The following is a 19,212-nucleotide window of genomic DNA, read 5'->3' as shown; positions in this document are numbered from 1 at the left end:
CTCAGCCGGTGCCGCCAACGGCGGGAGAAGCCACCAGGATATGGCCCTGCAGCGGCACCCCCACTGACCCGTCGGGGCGGAGGTACGGCGCCAGCACGTCGCGGACTCCGGCCCGGATGAGCGCGTATTGCCGGGCCGAGAGCTGCCGGGCCAGCGGGGTGCCCTCCACCTCCACCCGGACAAAGTCCTCGGGCGAGCCGTAGCCGGCCGTCGCCAGATAGGGGCGCAGCGAACGGACCCGCAGCCCTGCCGCTTCCGTGAGCGCGCCGAGCCTGCCGGCATCCCCGCAGGCCCAGTAGGTTCCCAGCAGCTCGGCCGCCTGTTCTCCGGCACACCGGACCGCCAGCTGCACGAACGGCCCGTAGGCCGGCTGGTCGTCCAGCCGGCCGGGCACGACGACGGCGACGGTTCCGGCGTCGTCGGCCACGCGGCGCATTTCGCCCAGCGCCGCCACCGGGTCCGGGAAGAACATCAGCGCCATCTGGCACAGCACCACGTCGAAGCCGCGGTCCGGGAAGGGCAGCGACGCCGCGTCCCCCTGCAGCCAGCGGATGCCGGGACGGACCCGCCGGGCCACCGACAGCATGGCCTCGTTCAGGTCCAGCCCCGCCACCATCTCCTCCCCGGCACGCTCCGCCGCGGTCCGGGCCACGATGCCGGTGCCGCAGGCAACATCCAGCACCCGCTGCCCGGGGCGGACATCCGCTTCCTCCACCAGCAGCCGGGCCCATTCGGCGAACAGCGCCGGCACGAACTTTTCCTCGTAGAATTCCGCTGCTTCCAACTCCAGCTGGAAGGTATCGCTGGCAGCCATCGTGATCGTCCTCCCCGGATACTGGTTCCCTGCCCGTCCTGCTTCCAGCATGCCCCCGCCGGCCCGGCGATTCATGGGTGCGGGCACCCATTTCCTGCGTGGTTCCTGCCCCGGACACGCTCCGCGGCGGGCAGCCGGCGGCGGTAGAATGAGGGATGTCCACCGGGGCCAGGCCTTTTCCCCGCGAATCCCCTTCCGGCCAGGCGGGCCCCGCGCCGGTTCCGCCGCCGGGGACCCTGCTCGGTGAAGGCCGTGAGGCGCTTGAGCGCGGGGACTGGAACGCGGCCCGGAGCTGCTTTGCCCGGGCCCTGGCAGCCGATGAGGCCCCGGAGGCCTTCCACGGCATGGCCCGGGCGGTGGAATGGGCCGGCGACTATGAAGCGGCCATCCGGTACTACGAAGCAGCCTTTACCGGCTACCGCCGGCGCGGCGACCTGCGCGCGCCGGCCATGATCGCCGCCCGTGAACTGGCCTTCCTGCACGCAGCTGTCTACGGCAACGCCGCCGCATCCGCCGGCTGGCTGGCGCGCGGTGTCAGGCTGGCCAAGGAGGCCGGCGACTGCAGCGAAGCCGGGTGGGTGGATCTGGCCTGCTGCCTCGCGGAGGACTCCCCGGCCCGGCTCGCCGCCCATGCAGCTGCGGCGGCAGCAACAGCCCGCCGGCAGGCCGATCCGGACCTGGAGTTCTGCGCCCTGGGCTACGAAGGCCTCGGCCTGGTACTCGCCGGCAAAGTCCGGGACGGCATGCGGCGCATCGATGAAGCGGCAGCCGCCGCCACCGCCGGCGAGGTGCGCGACTATCAGGCGGCTGGGGAAATCTACTGCAAATTGCTGCTGTCCGCGGAACTGACCCTGGACGTCGCCCGGGCGGAGGAATGGATCGGCGTTGCATGCACCTTCGGCTACCGCAGCAATGCGGTCTGGATTCCAGCCATCTGCGGCATGCATTACGGCGGCATCCTGACCGCAGCGGGACACTGGGCGGAGGCCGAAGCCCGCCTGGCGGCCTCACTGGCGGATTATGATGCCAGCTTCCGCGCACTGCGGGCGGGCACGGCGGCGCGGCTGGCGGAACTGCGGATCCGGCAGGGGCTGCTGATGGAAGCATCGGCGCTGCTGCGCGGGGCCGGGCCGGATCCGGCTGCCGTCCTGCCGCTGGCGCGGCTGGAGCTGGCCGGCGGGCAGGCCGAGGCTGCGGCCCGGACAACGCGGCGTGCCCTCGAAACGGCCGCCACTGCACAGCTGGTGGCGCCGCAACTGGCCCTGCTGTCCGAGGCCCTGCTCCGCGCAGGCCATCCGGAGGAGGCCGTCGAGGCCGGCCGCAGGATTCTCGGCGCTGCGGCCGTTACCGGCCTGCCCCAATACCGGGCACTGGGCGAGTATGTGCTGGGGCTGGCCGCCCTGGAGGGTGCCGTGGCTGCTGCCGGAGCCGCCCAGGGTCCGCGCGGTCGCGGCGTGGAGGAAGCACGGCGCCGTCTGGACAGCGCGGCAGCGGCCTTCGAGCGCGCCAAGCTGCCCCTGGAGGCGGCCCGGAGCCGGCTGGCCCTGGCCCGGGCCCTTGCCCTTGACGAGCCGGGCGCGGCCGTTGCCCAGGCGCGGGCTGCCCTGGAGGGCTTCGAACAGCTCGGCGCACGCCCCGACGCCGATACCGCCGCCGGACTGCTCCGCGGGCTCGGGCAGCGCGGCCGCTCCGCCCCGCGTCCCGGCGGTGCCCTGACGGCACGCGAACGCGAGGTCTACCGGCTCATCGCCGAGGGCCTGGCGAATGCGGAAATTGCCCGGCGGCTGGTCATCAGCAAACGCACGGTCGAGCACCACATCGGCAGTATCCTGGCCAAGCTCGGTGTTGCCACCCGCGCCGAAGCCCAGGCCCGCTGGGCCCAGGCCGGTCCTGCATCAGCCGGCCCGGCCTCCCCGCCCGCACGGTGACGGACCAGCGGAATCCGGCGGCCTAGTTGTAGTTCCCACGGAGGTTGTGAACAGCGTGGCGTGATGTAAAGGGCGAGGGCCTCCGGTATCGATTTGGGTTACCACACTCATCTCGATGCCCCGGAGGCCCTCGTGTCCTACGTTACCCATGCCAACGCCGCGCTGACACCGAAAGCGAGGTCGAGGCTGGCCCGGCTGGTGGTGGACCAGGGGTGGCCCCTGCGGCGGGCGGCCGAGCGGTTCCAGTGTTCGCCGGCCACGGCCAGGAAGTGGGCCGACCGGTACCGCACCCGCGGTGAGGCCGGCATGGCGGACGGTTCCTCCCGGCCGCGGACCAGCCCGAACCGGACCGGCCGGCGCACCGAACGCAGGATCATCGCGCTGCGGTTCACCCGCCGGTGGGGCCCGCACCGGATCGCGGCCCGCCTGCGCCTGGCCCGGTCCACCGTGGGCAAAGTCCTGGCCCGGTACCGGATGCCGGCGCTGGCCTGCCTGGACCAGGCCACCGGGCTGCCGGTGCGCCGGCCGGCGCCCAGACGGTATGAGCATGCCGCGCCCGGAGACCTGGTCCACGTGGACATCAAAAAGCTCGGCAGGATTCCCGACGGCGGGGGCCACCGCGCCCTGGGGCGGGCGAAGGGCCGCAGGAACCGCCGGCCCGGAACCGGGTACGCCTACCTGCACCATGCGGTGGATGACCACTCCCGCCTGGCCTACTCGGAGATCCTCCCCGATGAGAAGCAGGCCACCGCCGCCGGGTTCTGGACCCGGGCGGCCGCGTTCTTCACCGCCCACGGGGCCATGGTGAAGGCCGTGCTCACCGACAACGGCTCCTGCTACCGGTCCCGGGCCTTCGCCGCCTCCCTGGGGCCGCAGGTGAAGCACCGCCGGACCCGCCCGTACCGGCCCCAGACCAACGGCAAGGTGGAGCGGTTCAACCGCACCCTCACCACCGAATGGGCCTATGCCCGCCCCTACGCCACCGAGGCCGAACGTGCCTCCACCTACCAAGGCTGGCTACACCACTACAATCATTGTGAGTCTTGTTCATGGCTGGTCCGGGACTGGCTGGCAGGATGGCTGCTGGCCGCCCCGCCCGAGGATGTGGCTCATACAATCACTGACGTTTGAGTGTCTTGCGGTGGACTTGTCCATCCCTCGGGTGGGCGGCCGGTACCTGTCCGGCCCACCTCGGTAGCTTGATCAGAAGATTGTCCGCCCCGTACCGGGGCGTGACCCATCACAGTGCTGTTCCGAAGTGATTCCTACCCGGACTGGTACCGGCCGGTGACGGCCGCTGAACCATGTCCATCACTCTTGGAAAGGTGCCGTGGCCGCCATGTCCATCGTCGCTCATGCCCACCCATTTGTCGTGGGGGTCGACACCCACGCCCGCAACCACGTCTATGCAATCCTCGCCGCGACCACCGGTGCCCTGCTTGATGCCAGGGAATTTCCCGCCGGTGCGGCCGGTATCAGCAGGGCAATCAGCTGGGTCGCCCGCCGTACCGGTTCGGACGCCGACACGCTCTGGGTCATCGAAGGTGCCGCGACCTACGGGGCGATCCTGGCCGGCACCGTGGCCTCCCATGGCTATCCGGTGGCCGAGGCGCCGCGCATGGATGCCAGGAAACGCCGCGGCGTAGGGAAAAGCGACGCCCTGGACGCCCACCGGATCGCGGCCACGGTGCTGCCGCTGCCCGTAGAGAAGCTGCGCCGTCCCCGGCTCAATGACGGGCTCCGCCAAGGCATGAGGATCCTGACCACCGCCCGCGGCACCATGAGCGCCGACCGCACACGGTCGGTCAACGCGCTCAACGCCCTGCTGCGCAGCAACAACCTGGGGGCCGATGCCCGCAAGGCCCTGACCGCCTCCCAGACCTCGGAGGTCTCCCGGTGGCGGCCGCGGGAAGAAGAACTGTCCCTGTCCATCGCCCGGACCGAGGCCGTTCGCCTGGCCAGGCACATCCTCGAACTGGACAAGCAGCTTCAAGCCAACGAGAAGCAGCTGGACGAGCTGGTCAAGGCCAGCCAGGCCGCACCCCTGCTGGAGGAAAAGGGGTTCGGGCCGATCAGCGCCGCGAAGTGCCTCACCGCGTGGTCACACGAGGGCAGGGTCCGTAACGAGGCGGCGTTCGCCCCGCTGGCCGGGGTGAACCCCATCCCGGCATCGTCCGGGAACACGGTCAGGCACCGGCTGAACCGGGGCGGTGACAGGAACCTGAACAGCGCACTGCACATGGTTGCGGTAACGAGGATGACCCATGACGCCGAAACCCGTCAGTACGTGGAAAAACGACGCTCTGAAGGCCGTACCGACAAGGAAATCCGCCGCTGCATCAAACGCTGCCTGGCCCGCCGCATCTACCGCCACCTCAACACCGCCGCCGGCGGCGAAATCGGGGGTTGACGAGATATAGAAGCTTCATAGAAGAGTCCACAGAACCCATACCGGCATCGGAGGCACAACCCCTATCAGTCGTGTTCACAACGTCAGTGGGAACTACACCTAGTCCAGGACGTCGGAGGCCTCGAGCCATTCCATTTCGAGCTCCTCTTCCTCGGCCGCGAGCTCCTGCAGCTTCCGGTTCAGCTCGGCCAGCAGCTCGAAATCCACCTGGGCCGCGGATCCGGCCTCGTGCATCTGTTCCTGGAGCTTCTCCTTCTGCTGCCCGAGCTTGCCCAGCTGGCGCTCGATCCGGTTCAGGTCCTTGCGGGCCTGGCGTTTATCGGCCTCGCTCGCCCCCGCTGCCGCGGCGCTGCCGGAAGCTCCGGCCTGCGGGCCTTGCCCGCCGGACGTCGGCGCCGCCGTGCCGGCGCCCGCGGCCAGGGCTGCCTGGCGCAGCTGAAGGTACTGGTCCACTCCCCCGGGCAGGCCGCGGAGCTTGCAGTCGCCCAGCAGTGCGGTCTGGTGGTCGGTGACCCGCTCGAGCAGGTAGCGGTCGTGCGAGACCACGACCAAGGTTCCGGGCCAGCCGTCCAGCACGTCCTCGACCGCGGCCAGGGTGTCGGTGTCCAGGTCGTTGGTCGGTTCATCCAGCATCAGTACGTTCGGCTCCCCCACCAGCAGGCGCAGCAGCTGCAGGCGGCGCCGCTCGCCGCCGGAGAGGTCCCGCACCGGGGTCCACTGCTTCTGGTTGGTAAAGCCCAGCTGCTCCACCAGCTGCCCCGCGGAGAGCTCGCGCCCGCCGACGTTAAACACCTGGCGCTCGCGCTGGATGACTTCGACGACCCGCAGGTCCATCACCTCGTCCAGCTCGCGCACTTCCTGCGTCAGCATGGCGGTCTTGACCGTCTTGCCGCGCTTGATCTTCCCGGCGGTGGGCCGGATTTCCCCGTTGAGCAGCTGCAGCAGCGTGGTCTTGCCGGCCCCGTTGACGCCGACCACGCCGAGCCGCTCGCCGGGTGCCAGGCGCAAGGTGATGTTCTCGAACAGCGGCTCGGCGCGCCCGGGCGGGGTGTAGCTGACGTGTTCGAGATCGATCACGTCCTTGCCCAGCCTGGCGGTGGCCATCTTGGCCAGGGCCAGGGTATCCCGCGGTGCCGGCACGTCGGCGATCAGGTCGTTGGCCGCCTCGATCCGGAACTTCGGCTTGGAGGTGCGCGCCGGGGCCCCGCGGCGCAGCCAGGCCAGTTCCTTCTTGACCAGCTGCTGGCGCTTGCCTTCGACGACGGCGGCCATCCGGTCGCGTTCGGCCCGGGCCAGCACATAGGCCGCATAGCCGCCGTCGAACGGCTCGACCATTCCGTCGTGGACTTCCCAGGTCCTGGTGCACACCTCGTCCAGGAACCAGCGGTCGTGGGTGACCACCAGGAACGCGCCGTCGCTGGGCCGCCAGCGCTGCTTCAGGTGTTCGGCCAGCCACGCCACGCCCTCCACGTCCAGGTGGTTGGTGGGCTCGTCCAGCATGATCACATCGTGCGGCTCGATCAGCAGCTTGGCCAGGGCCACGCGCCGGCGCTGGCCGCCGGAGAGCGAGGAGACCTTCGCGTGCCAGTCCACGTCCTCGACCAGGCCGGCCATGATTTCGCGGATGCGCGGGTTGGAGGCCCATTCGTGGTCGGCCGCCTCGCCGACGATCGCCACGCCTACCGGCAGGTCGCCGTCGAGCACGTCCTGCTGGTCCAGGTAGCCGACGTTGACGTCCCCGCGCCGGGTCACCCGGCCCGCATCCGGCGTGCTGCGCTGGGCCAGCATGCGCATCAGCGTGGATTTGCCGTCGCCGTTGCGCCCGACCACGCCGATCCGGTCCCCCTCGTTCAGGCCGAGGGAGACCGAGTCCAGGACGGTGCGGGTGCCAAAGGTGACGCTGAGGTTCTCTGCTCCGAGCAGGTGGGCCACGGTGCTGCTTTCTGTTGCGGGATGGATCGGGCGGGGCCGGGTCAGGCCATGATGCGCGCGCCGTGGACCGGGCCGTGGACCGGGAGCGCCACCACACCGGCAACGTCCGAGAGCCGCTGCGCGAGCTCCTCGGCATCCCGCCGGCTGGAGGTCAGGAACGCCACGGTGGGCCCGGAACCGGAGACCAGACCGGCCAGGGCCCCTTCGGCCACGCCTAGGTCCAGAATATCGGCCAGCTCCGGCGCCTGCTCAATCGCGGCGGCCTGCAGGTCGTTGGAGACCACCTTGGCCAGCGCCGCGACGTCGCCGGTGTGCATGGCCTGCAGCACCGCCGGATCCACGCCCCCGGGTTCGGGGACGACGATCCCGGCGCGCTCGCGCAGCGTGTCCGCCACGGCGTAGACCTTGGGCGTGGACAGGCCGAAGGAGGCGGGCACCAGCACCCAGTTCAGGTCCTTGCGGGCCAGTGCCGGTGTCAGCTCGTCCCCCACGCCGAGGCCGACCGCGACCCCGCCGTGCAGGGCGAACGGCACGTCCGCGCCCAGCGAGGCCGAGATGCGCACCAGTTCCTCGCGCGAAAAGCCGGTGTCCCACAGCGCGCTGCAGGCCACCAGCGCGGCGGCGGCGTCGGCCGAACCGCCGCCCATGCCCCCGGCCACCGGCACCCGCTTGGTGATTTCCAGGTGCACCCCGCTGGGGCGGTCGGCCAGCTCGCGCAGCAGCAGGGCGGCGCGTACCGCCAGGTTGGACTCGTCCAGCGGGATGCTGTCCAGGTCGAAGGCCAGTTCGGAGCCGCTGCGCACGCCCACGGTGACCGCGCCGTCCGCGCGCGGGGTGGCCAGCACCTCCTCGTAGAGCGAGACGGCCAGGTAGACGCTGGCCACGGAGTGGTAGCCGTCCGGGCGCAGCGGGCCGACGCGGAAGGAGACGTTGATCTTCCCCGGGGCCCTGACGCGGACCGGTCGCGCTGTGCTCATGCTTCGGGCCTCCTGTGGTTCACGGGCACGGTGCCGGGCATCCGGATCAGCCGGCCCGGTGCTTGTACTCGGCGATCCGGGCGAAGGCCGCCACGTCCAGGACTTCGCCGCGGGCGCTTGGGTCGACGCCGGCGGCGCGCAGCGCCTCCTCGGCCACTGCCGGGCTGCCGGCCCAGCCGGCCAGTGCTGCGCGCAGGGTCTTGCGGCGCTGGGCGAAGGCGGCGTCGATGACGGCGAACACCTCCTGGCGGGTGGCCCGGGTGGCCGGCGGCTCCCGCCGGGTGAAGGCCACCAGGCCGGAGGCGATCTTGGGGGCGGGCCAGAAGACGTTCATCCCGATTACCCCGGCTTTGCGCATGCTGCTGTACCAAGCGGCCTTCACGCTCGGCACGCCGTAGATTTTGGAACCGGGAGCCGCGGCCAGCCGGTCCGCGACCTCGTCCTGGACCATGACCAGGCCGTGCCGCAGCGACGGGAAATGCTCCAGCAGGTGCAGCACCACCGGCACGGCCACGTTGTACGGCAGGTTGGCCACGAGGGCGTCCGGCGCGTGCGGCAGCTCGGTGACCTTCAGCGCGTCCGAGAGGACGACGTCGAGCCGGCCGGCGGCGTCCGGCCGCCAGGCGGCCGCCGTCTGCGGCAGCCGGGCGGCCAGCTTCGGGTCGATTTCGACGGCAACCACGCGCCGGGCGGCATCGAGGAGCCCCAGCGTCAGCGAACCCAGGCCCGGCCCGACCTCGAGCACCGTCTCGGCCGGGTCCACGCCGGCGGCGGCGACGATCCGGCGGATGGTGTTCCCGTCGATGACGAAGTTCTGCCCCAGGGTCTTGGTCGGGCGGACGTCCAGCTCGCCGGCCAGCCGGCGGATGTCGGCGGCGCCGAGCAGGGGTGCGGTGGCCGGCTGACCGGCGGAGGGGTTCGCTTCTGTCACTGTGTAATCGTATCGGCCCGGCGGCGTCGTCACCCTATCGGCCCGGCGCACCGTTGACGTTGCAGATCACGCCCGTTCCGAGGCTCGGAACGGGCGTGATCTGCAACGTCGATTGGAGGAGCGGGGCCGGCTAGAGCAGTCCCAGCTTGGCGGCGCACGCCGGCCAGTGGCCCCAGCCGCCGTTGCTGCGCAGCACTTCGGCGGTGGCGATCTGCTCGGAGGCGCTGGCCAGGTGCGGCAGCGGGGCGTACTTGCCGCCGCCGGCCCCCAGCCAGGAGCTCTGGCTGAACTGCAGGCCACCGTAGTAGCCGTTGCCGGTGTTGATCGACCAGTTGCCGCCGGACTCGCACTGGGCGAGGGCCTGCCAGGTCCCGCCGACGTTGCTGGTGTCGGCCACCGCGCGCGGGCGCTCCTTGGTGCCCACCACCACCTTGCGGTCCACGGGCTCGCGGGTCACCTTGTCGCTGACCAGCTCGCGCTCGGTTTCGACGCCGTCCTCGAGCACGATCGCGTACACCTTGGTGCGCGAGCCGGCCTCGCCGGCCTCGGCCACCTTCTGCTGGTCCTCGTACAGCGAGGAGTCCCTGGTGGTCCTGGTCTCGAAGGGAATGGCTTCGACCACCTCGATCTTCCGGCTCTTGTCGACCCGGACAATCCTGATCTTCAGGCCCTCGCCGACCTGGGTCTTCTTCGGCTTGGACAGCCGGTCATCCTTGCCGAGCTTGATCTTCTGCTCCTTGAGCAGCTCCCCCACGGTCGCGGCGGTGGAAATCTTCTTCCGGGTCTTGCCGTCGGCGGTGATGGTGACGGTCTTCGGCGTCGTAATGGTGAGGTTGCTGACGCTGGCCAGTTCGGCCGTCAGCGGCACGTCCAGGGCCGAGTCCTCGGCAACGCCGAGTTCGTCGAGCAGGTCCTTCACGGTGGCGGAGGTCGACTGCACGGTGGTCTTGTCGCCGTCCAGCCGGACGGTCACCGGCTTGGCCGTGACGACCTCGATGGTGGTCCCGTCCTTGACCGGCTCCGCGGCGCCGGGGCTGAGCTTGTCCAGCGGGTCGACCTCGACCTCGGCCTCATCCAGGACGTCCTGGACGGTCTTGCCGAAGGTCGAGACGCTGCTCGCCTGGCCGTCGACGGTCAGCGTCACGCTCTTGTTGCTGCCGGTGAATGCCACTACGCCCAGTACGAGGGCGGTCAGTACCACTACCTGTCCGGCAATCTTTGCCCAACGGTGCCTCAGAAATCGTCCCATGGTGCCTTCATTGCTCAGCCTTTCCGGGCACGGGGACGTAAGGCACCACTGCATGGCGCGCCGAATCGCACGGCGCGTTGCTGTGTGCAGGCAGGACCGGGCAGGAGCATCCGGCACGATCAGGCCGTGCGGGTGTTCCAGCACAATCAGGTGATATCCGGATGCCTTCCCCGACCCCGGCTACTGGACCCTACCGTAATCCAAATGTGATATGTCCACAAATTGACGTGCGGAAGATCACTCACCATTGCCCGTAGACGGACTCTGTGTTACGGGCCACTTCCTGGCACAGCTGCGCCAGGTCCTTGCCCAGAAAACCGGCGATCGCGCGGACGGTGTACGGCACCATGTAGCTGGCATTGGGCCGGCCGCGGTAGGGATGAGGTGTGAGGAACGGCGCATCCGTTTCCACCATGACCAGCCGCGGATCCGCCAGGGCCAGCGCCTCGCGCAGGCCCGACGAGTTCTTGAAGGTGGCGGTCCCGGCAAAGGACATGTACCAGCCGTGCTCGTTGCAGATCCGCGCCAGCTCCGGGCCGCCGGAAAAGCAGTGGAAGACCACCTTCGGCGGTGCGCCCTCGGCAGCCAGGATGCGCACGACGTCGTCGTGGGCGTCGCGGTCGTGGATCTGCAGGGCCAGATCCAGCCGCTTGGCAATGTCGATGTGCCGGCGGAAGGAGTATTCCTGGTCCTTCAGGCCGGGGCCGTGGGTGCGGAAATAGTCCAGCCCGGTCTCGCCGATGGCCCGGACCCGGGGGTGGGCGGCCAGTTCCTCGATTTCGGCCAGCGCCGCATCCAGCGTTCCGGCCGCAGCCAGCGGCGGGGCATCGTTCGGATGGATGGCGACGGCGCCGAGCAGCCGGGGTTCGGCCTCCAGCGCCGCTACGGTGAACCGGGAGGATTCCAGGTCGCAGCCGACCTGGACGGCACCGCGCACCCCGACCGCCTCGGCCGCGTCCAAGGCATCGCGGACGGCGACTTCCACCAGTCCGTCGCGGAAATCCAGGTGCGTGTGGTTGTCCAGCACCGGCACCGGAAGCGGCTGCGGGGCGGGCGGGTAGGACAGGTTGCGGCGCCGGCCGGTCTTTTCCTCCACCGCGCTGCGGGCCGTGCCGCCCGCCTCCGCTCCCCCGCCGTCCGCCGCCGGCCGGTAGGCGGCAGGGGTTTCTCCGGGAACAGCAGCCAGGGTTTCACGCATGCTTCCAAGCCTAGCCGCCGCGGCGGGCGGGCAAACTGGGGTATCCGGGACCTACCCCGGGGCGGAGACCTGCCAGTAGTGTGGACTCATCTGCGCTGTAACGTCCGTCACAGCCGTCTCGGGTATTGCTCTGCGGAAGGTTCCCATGGATAGCCAGCAGCACACCGCATGGTCCGAAACACCGCACGGATCCGTCCTCTCCGGCCCGCCGCACCCGGACGCTGCCGGCCCGCACGCCGGCGGCCAGGGCGCGGCGGTGCAGGAGGCGCTGATGCCGGACTTCCATGAAACCTGCGAGCGCATCCTCGAAGCCATCAACACCGTCATCGACGGCAAGGCGGAGGCGGCGCGGCTGGCCCTGACCGTGCTGCTGGCCCAGGGCCACCTGCTGCTCGAGGACGTGCCCGGCGTCGGCAAGACCATGCTGGCCAAGACGCTGGCACGCACCATCGACTGCAGCGTGCACCGGATCCAGTTCACCCCCGACCTGCTGCCCTCGGATGTCACCGGGGTCTCGATCTACAACCAGGACAAGCACACCTTCGAGTTCCGGGCCGGCCCCGTCTTCGCCAACATCGTCATCGGGGACGAGATCAACCGCGCCTCGGCCAAGACCCAGTCGGCACTGCTGGAGTGCATGGAGGAACGCCAGGTCACCGTGGACGGCAGGTCCTACGTCCTGGCCGACCCCTTCATGGTGGTGGCCACGCAGAACCCTGTCGAGATGGAAGGCACCTACCCGCTGCCCGAAGCCCAGCGCGACCGCTTCATGGCCAGGATTTCCATGGGCTACCCGGATGCCCGGGCGGAAATGGACATGCTCGGCACGCACCAGTCGGTCTCGCCGCTGTCCCGGATCCGGCCGGTGGCAGGGGTGGACGAGGTGCGGGCCATGATTGCCGCGGTGCACGGTGTCTATGTGGCCCCGGCGGTGAAGGAATACATCGTCGCCCTCGGCCGGGCCACCCGCGAGCATCCGTTCCTGCGCCTGGGCGCCAGTCCGCGGGCCCTGCTGCAGCTGCTGCGCGCGGCCAAGGCGGCCGCGGCCCTGGACGGGCGGAACTTCGTGCTGCCGGACGATGTGGCCTCCGTGGCCGACGCCGTGCTGGCCCACCGGCTGATGCTGGACCGCAAGGCGGTCACCGCCGGCGAAAACGCTTCCAGCGTGCTCGCCTCAGTGCTGGCCCGGGTTCCGGTCCACGGCGGCACGCACCGCCTGTCGTCCTGGCCGGCCGGCGATGGCTGACCGCGCTGCCGGCGCCTGGCTGGAGAAGCTGCCGGTCCGGTACCTCACGGCCCGCGGCTGGGGCCTGCTCGCCGCGGGCGTGCTGTCCCTGCTGCTGGCCCAGCTGCTGGGCCGGCGGGACCTGCTGGGCCTGGGAATCTTCCTGGCCGCCCTGCCGGTGGCGGCAGCGCTGGCCATGCTGCTGCTCAAGCCCCGCTACGCCGTCGAACGCCGGTTCCGCCCCGCGAGCGTCGAAACCGGTGCGATTACCAGCGTGCGGCTCTCGGTCCGCCGGGCAGGTGCCGCCGGCGGGGTGGTCTTCATGACCGAGAACCTGCCGGCCCGGTTCGGCCAGCCGCCCGCCTTCAGGTTTCCGGCCCGCCACCCCACCGGTTCCGGGGCCAGCGTGTATGAGTACAGGCTGCGGTCGGGCAAGCGCGGGCTGTTCGGCATCGGGCCGGTGACCGCGGAGTTCACCGATCCGTTCGGCCTGGCCCGGCAGCGGCACGAGCTGGGCGAGGTCTCCCGGCTGGTGGTGACCCCGGCCCCGGTGGACCTGCCGGACACGTCCCTGACCGGGGCGCGCGGACCGGACGGCAGCGCCAGCACGCGGCGGCAGGCGAGCCCCAGCGACGACGATGTCATGACCCGCGAATACTGTTACGGGGACCCGCTGCGGCGGGTGCACTGGGCCGCCACGGCGCGGCAGGGGGAGCTGATGGTCCGCCAGGAGGAATCGGTCACCACGCCGCAGGCGACCATCCTGCTGGACCGGCGCGAAAGCGCCTTCGCTGCCGGCTTCCTGCCGTCGCTGGCCGGTGGCCACACCGGGGACCTGCTGCTGACCTCGCCGCGGTTCGAATGGGCGGTGACGGCCGCGGTCTCGGCGGCCTGCGACTTCGTCCAGAATGGCTTCACCGTCCGGCTGCTGGATGCCCACGGCGCCCCCGGGCTGCGCCACTCGCCGTCGGCCCCCTGGCCCGGGGCCGAGGAGTTCAGCGGATTGCCGGGCTACCAGGACATCGCCGAGGGACTGGCGGCGCTGGGGCTGGCCGGGGAACCGCGCCGGCGGGCGGACCGCCACGACGGCGGCCTGGGTGCCTTCGGGGACCGGCTCATGGACAAACTCGCCGCCCACCGCTTCAAGGGCCCGCTGCTGGCGCTGCTCGGCGACCTGTCCCCGGCCGAGGCCGCGCTGCTGGCCCCGGCCGCCGAATTCGGTTCACAGGCCTTCGCCCTCCTGGTGACGGAGCATCCACGCCAGGCCGGGGCGGCCCTGGACACGCTGCGCGCCGGCGGCTGGCGCGCAGTCGCGGTCAGCGCACAGGCTTCGCTGCCGGCGGCCTGGGCCTGCTTCGACGCACCGGTGGACGGAGCCGCCGCCGGCGGCCCGGCAGCGGCCGGCAGCACAGCGGAGGTGCAGCTGTGACCGCCACCGTGGAGCGCGCACCGGAACGGACCTCCGGGGTCCCTGTCCCGGACGGACGGCCGCCCCGCCGCCGGCCGGCACCGGGTCCGTGGCTGATGAGCGGGGCCGTGGCCTTGGCCGTCTGCCTGGCCGCGGCCAGCCTCAACGGGGTGCTGGAGGGCTGGTCCTGGCTGCCCCACGTGGTGCTGGCCGTGGCGGCCGTGGAACTGGGCACCGCCGCGGGGCGGGCATTGCGCTGGCCGGCCGCCGTCGGCTTCCTGCTGGGCCTGGCCGGCCTGGTCGCCTCGCTGACGGCGATGTTCCTGGCCCCGGCCAGCCTGCTCGGGGTCGTTCCCGGGCCCGGGACCGCCCGCCTGCTGGAGCCGATGCTGGCCGAGGCCCAGGACACCGTGGTCTCCCAGGTCGCGCCGGTGCTGGTAAACCCGGGCATTGTGCTGCTGGCCTGCGCCGGCATCGGCGTGAGCGCGCTGCTGCTGGACACGATCGCGGTACCGCTGCAGATGCCTGCCACCAGCGGCGCCGTGCTGCTGGCCGTAGTGTCCGTTCCGGCGGTCATCAAGCCCGGCAGCATTGGCCCGTGGGGCTTCGCCGCCGCGGCGGCGGGCTACCTGCTGGTGCTCGGCTGCGCGCACTGGTACCACGGGCAGCCGGCCACCCTGGACCCCGTTGACGGTTCCGGCAGCTCCGGCCCGGCCGGACGGAGGGCGCACCCGGTGGCCGGGCAGTTCGGCCGGGCCGCCGCCGTCGGTGCCGCCGGCATCGCGGCGGCGCTGGTCCTGCCCCCGGCCGTTCCCGGTTTCCATGACGGCCTGTTCCCGGAAGGATCCCGGCTGACCTGGCTGGGCGTGCCCACGGGCCTGAACCCCGTGGTGAGCCTGGGCGAGAACCTGCGCCGGCCGGGAGCCTTTGGCCGGATGACCTACGCCACGGATGCACCGACCGGGCTGTACCTGCGTTCGGTGACGCTGGAGAACCTCACCGGCGCCCGCTGGCGCCCCAGCGACACCCGCGGCAGCCGGCGCACCGGCGTCGAGAGCATCGACCTGCCGCGCATCCAGGCCCTGCTGGCGGACGGTACCGTCACCACCACCGAGATCAGCACCTCCTCGTTCACCAGTCCGTGGCTGCTGGCTCCCTACGCGCCGGCCAGGATCGAAGGACTGGAAGGGACCTGGACCTGGGACCCGCGGACGCTGAACATCCGGGGCACCGCCGGCACCACCACCGCCGGCCAGGAATATACGGTCACCAGCGTCGCGCCGAAGCTGTCCCGGGCGCTGCTCGCCTCGGCCGCGCCCGCCGACGTACAGGCGGTGGACGAGGTATTCTCCGAACTCCCGGCGGACATGCCGCGGATCATCAAGGACACCACCGAGCAGGTGGCCGGAGACCTGGACCGGCCGTTCGAGCAGGCACTGGCCATCCAGCGCTACCTCAGGGGGCCGGACTTCACCTATTCGGAGCAGGCGCCGGTCGACGGCGGGTACGACCAGAGCGGGTTCGGCGTGGTCGGGGCCTTCCTGGAGGCCAAGGCCGGGTACTGCGTCCACTTTTCGGCGGCCATGGCGATCATGGCGCGCGAGGCGGGCATTCCCAGCCGGATCGCCGTCGGCTACGCGCCCGGCCGCAGGACCGGCGGAGTCCTGGTGCGCGGCGGCCGGGAATTGACCCAGTACGAAGTCGATTCTCGGGACGCCCATGCCTGGCCCGAACTGTATTTCGACGACATCGGCTGGGTGGCCTTCGAACCGACCCCGGGCCGCGGCGTGGTCCCGGACTACGCCCAGGCGAACGCGGGACCGGCCCCCGGACAGGCCCCGGAGGACAACCTGGTTCCCGGCGGTCCTGCCCCGTCCGCGCCGGACACGGCCCCGGAGGCTCCGGGCGCTGCCCCGGGCAGCGCCGGCCGGGACCCGGAACAGCCCCTCTGGGCAGCGGCCTTGGGCGGCTGCATGCTGCTGGTGCTGCTGGCTCCCCTGCTGCTGCGCACCGGGCGCCGCCGCCGGCGCCGGACGGAACTGCTGTCCGCCGGAATGCCTGGCGCACGGGCCGCGCTGGTCGCCTGGGCGGAAACCCTGGACGACGCCGCCGACTACGGGCAGCCGGCCGGGGCCGCGGAGTCGGCCCGGGAGTTCGCAGCCCGGCTGGGTGCTTCCGGCGCCCTGGCCGGCCCGGCGGTGCCGGCGCTGGGCCGGCTGCGGGCCGCCTACGAACGGGCTGCCTATGCCGACCCGGGGCAGCCGGCCGGCGGGCCGGAGGCAGCTGCCGGAAAAATGCTGCTGGACGATACCGGCCAGGTCCGGGCCGGGCTGCGCGCCGCGGCCGGCTGGCGGCAGCGACTGGCCGCCCGGTTCCTGCCGCGGTCCCTGTTCCGGCGGCGGTGACTCAGGCCCGCATCCGCCCGGTTCCCGGGCCCGGGCCCAAACGGCGGAACCCCGCCGGCTGGGCCGGCGGGGTTCCGTGCGGGCAGGTGCCCGGCTGCTGCATGGCAGCCGGCGCGCCGCTTACTGCGCGTACGGGTCGGCGATGCCGATGTACTGCACGGTGGTGTACTCGTCCAGGCCCTCGGCGCCGCCTTCGCGGCCCAGGCCGGACTGCTTCACGCCGCCGAACGGGGCGGCGGCGTTGGAGATGACGCCGGCGTTGAAGCCGACCATGCCGAATTCGATCTGCTCGGCCACGCGGAACATCCGGGCGTAGTCGCGGGTGTAGAGGTAGGAGGCCAGGCCGTACTCGCTGGCGTTGGCCAGGCGGATGGCGTCCTCCTCGGTGGCGAACGTGGTGACCGGGGCGACGGGTCCGAAGATCTCGCTGCGCAGGATCTGGGCATCGTTCGGGACCTTGCCCAGCACGGTCGGCTGGTAGAAGAAGCCCGGGCCCTCCACGGGGGCGCCGCCGGTGACCACCTCGGCGCCGGCCTGCACGGCGGCGGCCACCAGGCCGTGGACGTCCTGGCGGGCGCCCTCGTCGATCAGCGGGCCCACGTTGGAGGAGGCCTCGGTGCCGCGGCCGGTCTTCAGCGCGGCCATCGCGGCGGCGAACTTGGCGGTGAACTCCTCGGCCACGGACTCCTGGACCAGGAACCGGTTGGCAGCGGTGCAGGCCTCGCCCATGTTGCGCATCTTGGCGGCCATCGCGCCCTCGACGGCCTTGTCCAGGTCGGCGTCCTCGAAGACGATGAACGGCGCGTTGCCGCCGAGTTCCATCGAGGTGCGCAGCACGTTGTCCGCGGCGTCCTTCATCAGGCGCTTGCCCACCGGGGTGGAGCCGGTGAAGGAGACCTTGCGCAGGCGCGGATCCTGCATGACCGGACCGGAGACGGCCGAGGCGCTGGCGGAGGAGACCACGTTCAGCACGCCCGCCGGCAGGCCGGCCTCGAGCATGGTCGCCGCGAACAGCTGGGAAGTCAGCGGGGTGAACTTGGCGGGCTTGAGCACCATGGTGCAGCCGGCGGCCACGGCCGGGGCGACCTTGCGGGTGGCCATGGCCAGCGGGAAGTTCCACGGGGTGATCAGCAGGCAGGGCCCGACCGGCTTGCGCTGGACCAGGATCTTGTTCCTGCCCTCGGGGGTGGTCACGTAGCGGCCGTAGTCGCGCACGGTCTCCTCGGAGAACCAGCGCAGGAACTCGGCGCCGTAGGCAACCTCGCCGCGGGCCTCGGCCAGCGGCTTGCCCATTTCCAGGGTCATCAGCAGCGCGAAGTCCTCGGCGCGCTCGGTGACCAGCTCGAAGGCCCGGCGCAGGATCTCGGCCCGCTCGCGCGGGGCGGTGCGCGCCCAGGAGGCCTGGACCTTGTCCGCGGCATCCAGCGCGGCCAGGGCGTCCTCGCTGGTGGCCGAGGCCAGGGTCGCCAGGACGTTGCCGGTGGCCGGGTCGATCACGTCGAAGGTCCCGCCGTCGGAGGCATCGCGCCATTCGCCGTTGATCAGCAGGCCGGTGGGTACTTTGGCGAGCAGTTCTGCTTCGCGGGCTGCGCTATCAGCCATGGCGGTGCCTCCAAAAGTTCAGCAGTGGGTCGGCGGGCGAGATGCCCAACTGGTTTCACGTTAGGTGTTCGGGCACGGGAAGTAAATTCTGAGGTGCACTACGTTAAGCGCACTCCCCTGTGCAGATGTACAGGCCGGAGCTTAGCCGCGGGCGGCCAGGACCGCGGCGTACAGTTCGCGTTTGCTGACCCGGGCATCGGCGGCGACGGCGGCCACCGCGTCCTTGACCCGGGACCCCTGCGCCACCAGGTCGTTCACCGCCGCGACATGGTCTTCGGCCCGTTCCGGTGCGGCCTCCGCGGCGCCGGCCACCACCACCGCGATCTCGCCGCGCACCTGGTTGCTTTCGGCCCACTGCAGCAGCTGGCGCACCGGGCCGCGGAGCACTTCCTCGTGGAGCTTGGTCAGTTCGCGGCAGACGGCGGCGCGCCGGTCCGGGCCGAACCCGGCGTCCACGGCCCGCAGCATGGCCTCCAGCCGGTGCGGTGCCTCGAAGAACACCATGGTCCGCCGCTCGCCGGCCAGCTCGGCCAGCCGGGCGCTGCGTTCGCCGGCCTTGCGCGGCAGGAATCCTTCGAAGGTGAACCGGTCCGTCGGCAGCCCGGACAGGGCCAGCGCCGTCAGCACGGCGGAGGGCCCGGGCACCGCGGTAACCGGCAGCTCCTCCGCCACGGCGGCCTCGACCAGCCGGAAGCCCGGGTCCGACACCGCAGGCATGCCGGCGTCGGTCACCAGCACCAGCGTGGCCCCGCCGCGCACCAGTTCCAGCAATTCGGCGGTGCGGGCCACCTCGTTGTGCTCGTGGTAGCTGATGACCCGTCCGCCGGCACTGATGCCCAGGGCCTGCAGCAGCTTGTGCAGCCGGCGGGTGTCCTCGGCGGCCACCACGTCGGCGGTCTGCAGCAGCTCGGCCAGGCGCGGGGAGGCATCCCCGATATTGCCGATCGGCGTGCCCGCCAGTACTATTCGGCCGTCCCGCTGTCCGTTTTGGCCGGGCCCGCTGCTTGACTGCTCGCTCACAGGTTCCAGCCTACCGCCCGTCCGCGGCCCGTTCCTGCGCCTTCCCGCCCGGCAGCTCCTGCCCGGCCTGACCGGCCATGCCGGGCAGGCCGGGACAGGTCGGATAAAGTCGG

General features: G+C 71.6%; 14 protein-coding genes. 6 read left to right on the top strand and 8 right to left on the bottom strand.

Annotated features, from left to right (window positions below):
* Position 1: 1 nt before the first annotated feature.
* Positions 2-814: a class I SAM-dependent methyltransferase gene (locus HGG74_RS01840; protein ID WP_168484620.1), complete on the bottom strand. Its 813-nt coding sequence runs from the start codon at positions 812-814 to the stop codon at positions 2-4.
* Positions 815-969: 155 nt separating this feature from the next.
* Here HGG74_RS01840 and HGG74_RS01835 point away from each other — a divergent pair, with 155 nt between their 5' ends.
* From HGG74_RS01835 to HGG74_RS01825, 3 genes are all read left to right on the top strand, one after another.
* Positions 970-2,742, top strand: coding sequence for a helix-turn-helix transcriptional regulator (locus HGG74_RS01835; RefSeq protein ID WP_168484619.1), 1,773 nt, complete (start codon positions 970-972; stop codon positions 2,740-2,742).
* Positions 2,743-2,874: 132 nt separating this feature from the next.
* Positions 2,875-3,873 carry an IS481 family transposase gene (locus HGG74_RS01830; protein WP_312856696.1) on the top strand — a complete coding sequence of 333 codons (999 nt, stop codon included), beginning with the start codon at positions 2,875-2,877 and terminating at the stop codon, positions 3,871-3,873.
* Between the two features lie 208 nt (positions 3,874-4,081).
* Positions 4,082-5,152, top strand: coding sequence for an IS110 family RNA-guided transposase (locus tag HGG74_RS01825; protein WP_168484618.1), 1,071 nt, complete (start codon positions 4,082-4,084; stop codon positions 5,150-5,152).
* 99 nt (positions 5,153-5,251) lie between these two features.
* Here the strand turns inward: HGG74_RS01825 and HGG74_RS01820 are convergent, their stop codons facing one another.
* The 5 genes from HGG74_RS01820 to HGG74_RS01800 form a co-directional block, all read right to left on the bottom strand.
* Positions 5,252-7,084, bottom strand: a complete 1,833-nt coding sequence (locus tag HGG74_RS01820; protein ID WP_168484617.1) for an ABC-F family ATP-binding cassette domain-containing protein — start codon at positions 7,082-7,084, stop codon at positions 5,252-5,254.
* Positions 7,085-7,125: 41 nt separating this feature from the next.
* Positions 7,126-8,061: a 4-(cytidine 5'-diphospho)-2-C-methyl-D-erythritol kinase gene (locus tag HGG74_RS01815; protein WP_168484616.1), complete on the bottom strand. Its 936-nt coding sequence runs from the start codon at positions 8,059-8,061 to the stop codon at positions 7,126-7,128.
* A gap of 46 nt (positions 8,062-8,107) precedes the next feature.
* Entirely contained in the window at positions 8,108-8,992 is an 885-nt protein-coding gene (rsmA, locus tag HGG74_RS01810) for a 16S rRNA (adenine(1518)-N(6)/adenine(1519)-N(6))-dimethyltransferase RsmA (protein ID WP_168484615.1), read from the bottom strand.
* A 130-nt stretch (positions 8,993-9,122) separates the two neighbouring features.
* Positions 9,123-10,241, bottom strand: coding sequence for a resuscitation-promoting factor (locus HGG74_RS01805; RefSeq protein ID WP_168484614.1), 1,119 nt, complete (start codon positions 10,239-10,241; stop codon positions 9,123-9,125).
* Between the two features lie 241 nt (positions 10,242-10,482).
* Positions 10,483-11,439, bottom strand: coding sequence for a TatD family hydrolase (locus tag HGG74_RS01800; protein ID WP_168484613.1), 957 nt, complete (start codon positions 11,437-11,439; stop codon positions 10,483-10,485).
* A gap of 145 nt (positions 11,440-11,584) precedes the next feature.
* Between HGG74_RS01800 and HGG74_RS01795 the strand changes: the two genes are divergently transcribed.
* From HGG74_RS01795 to HGG74_RS01785, 3 genes are read left to right on the top strand one after another with little or no spacing between them, the layout of a single operon-like run.
* Positions 11,585-12,685: an AAA family ATPase gene (locus HGG74_RS01795; RefSeq protein WP_168484612.1), complete on the top strand. Its 1,101-nt coding sequence runs from the start codon at positions 11,585-11,587 to the stop codon at positions 12,683-12,685.
* On the top strand, positions 12,678-14,093 hold the full coding sequence (locus HGG74_RS01790; protein ID WP_168484611.1) for a DUF58 domain-containing protein: 1,416 nt from the start codon (positions 12,678-12,680) through the stop codon (positions 14,091-14,093). The genes HGG74_RS01795 and HGG74_RS01790 overlap by 8 nt, the downstream gene beginning before the upstream one ends.
* Positions 14,090-16,477: a transglutaminaseTgpA domain-containing protein gene (locus HGG74_RS01785; protein ID WP_168484610.1), complete on the top strand. Its 2,388-nt coding sequence runs from the start codon at positions 14,090-14,092 to the stop codon at positions 16,475-16,477. The genes HGG74_RS01790 and HGG74_RS01785 overlap by 4 nt, the downstream gene beginning before the upstream one ends.
* Before the next feature lie 120 nt (positions 16,478-16,597).
* Here HGG74_RS01785 and HGG74_RS01780 read toward each other — a convergent pair whose 3' ends face one another.
* Both HGG74_RS01780 and rsmI read right to left on the bottom strand, forming a co-directional pair.
* On the bottom strand, positions 16,598-18,079 hold the full coding sequence (locus tag HGG74_RS01780; RefSeq protein ID WP_168484609.1) for an NAD-dependent succinate-semialdehyde dehydrogenase: 1,482 nt from the start codon (positions 18,077-18,079) through the stop codon (positions 16,598-16,600).
* Positions 18,080-18,220: 141 nt separating this feature from the next.
* On the bottom strand, positions 18,221-19,099 hold the full coding sequence (gene rsmI, locus HGG74_RS01775; RefSeq protein ID WP_168484608.1) for a 16S rRNA (cytidine(1402)-2'-O)-methyltransferase: 879 nt from the start codon (positions 19,097-19,099) through the stop codon (positions 18,221-18,223).
* Positions 19,100-19,212: the final 113 nt, after the last annotated feature.

Origin of the sequence: Arthrobacter mobilis (assembly GCF_012395835.1) — a bacterium.
GTDB lineage: Bacteria > Actinomycetota > Actinomycetes > Actinomycetales > Micrococcaceae > Crystallibacter > Crystallibacter mobilis.
The sequence above is the reverse complement of the archived record's forward strand: the minus strand, read 5'-3'. Positions and strand labels throughout refer to the sequence as shown.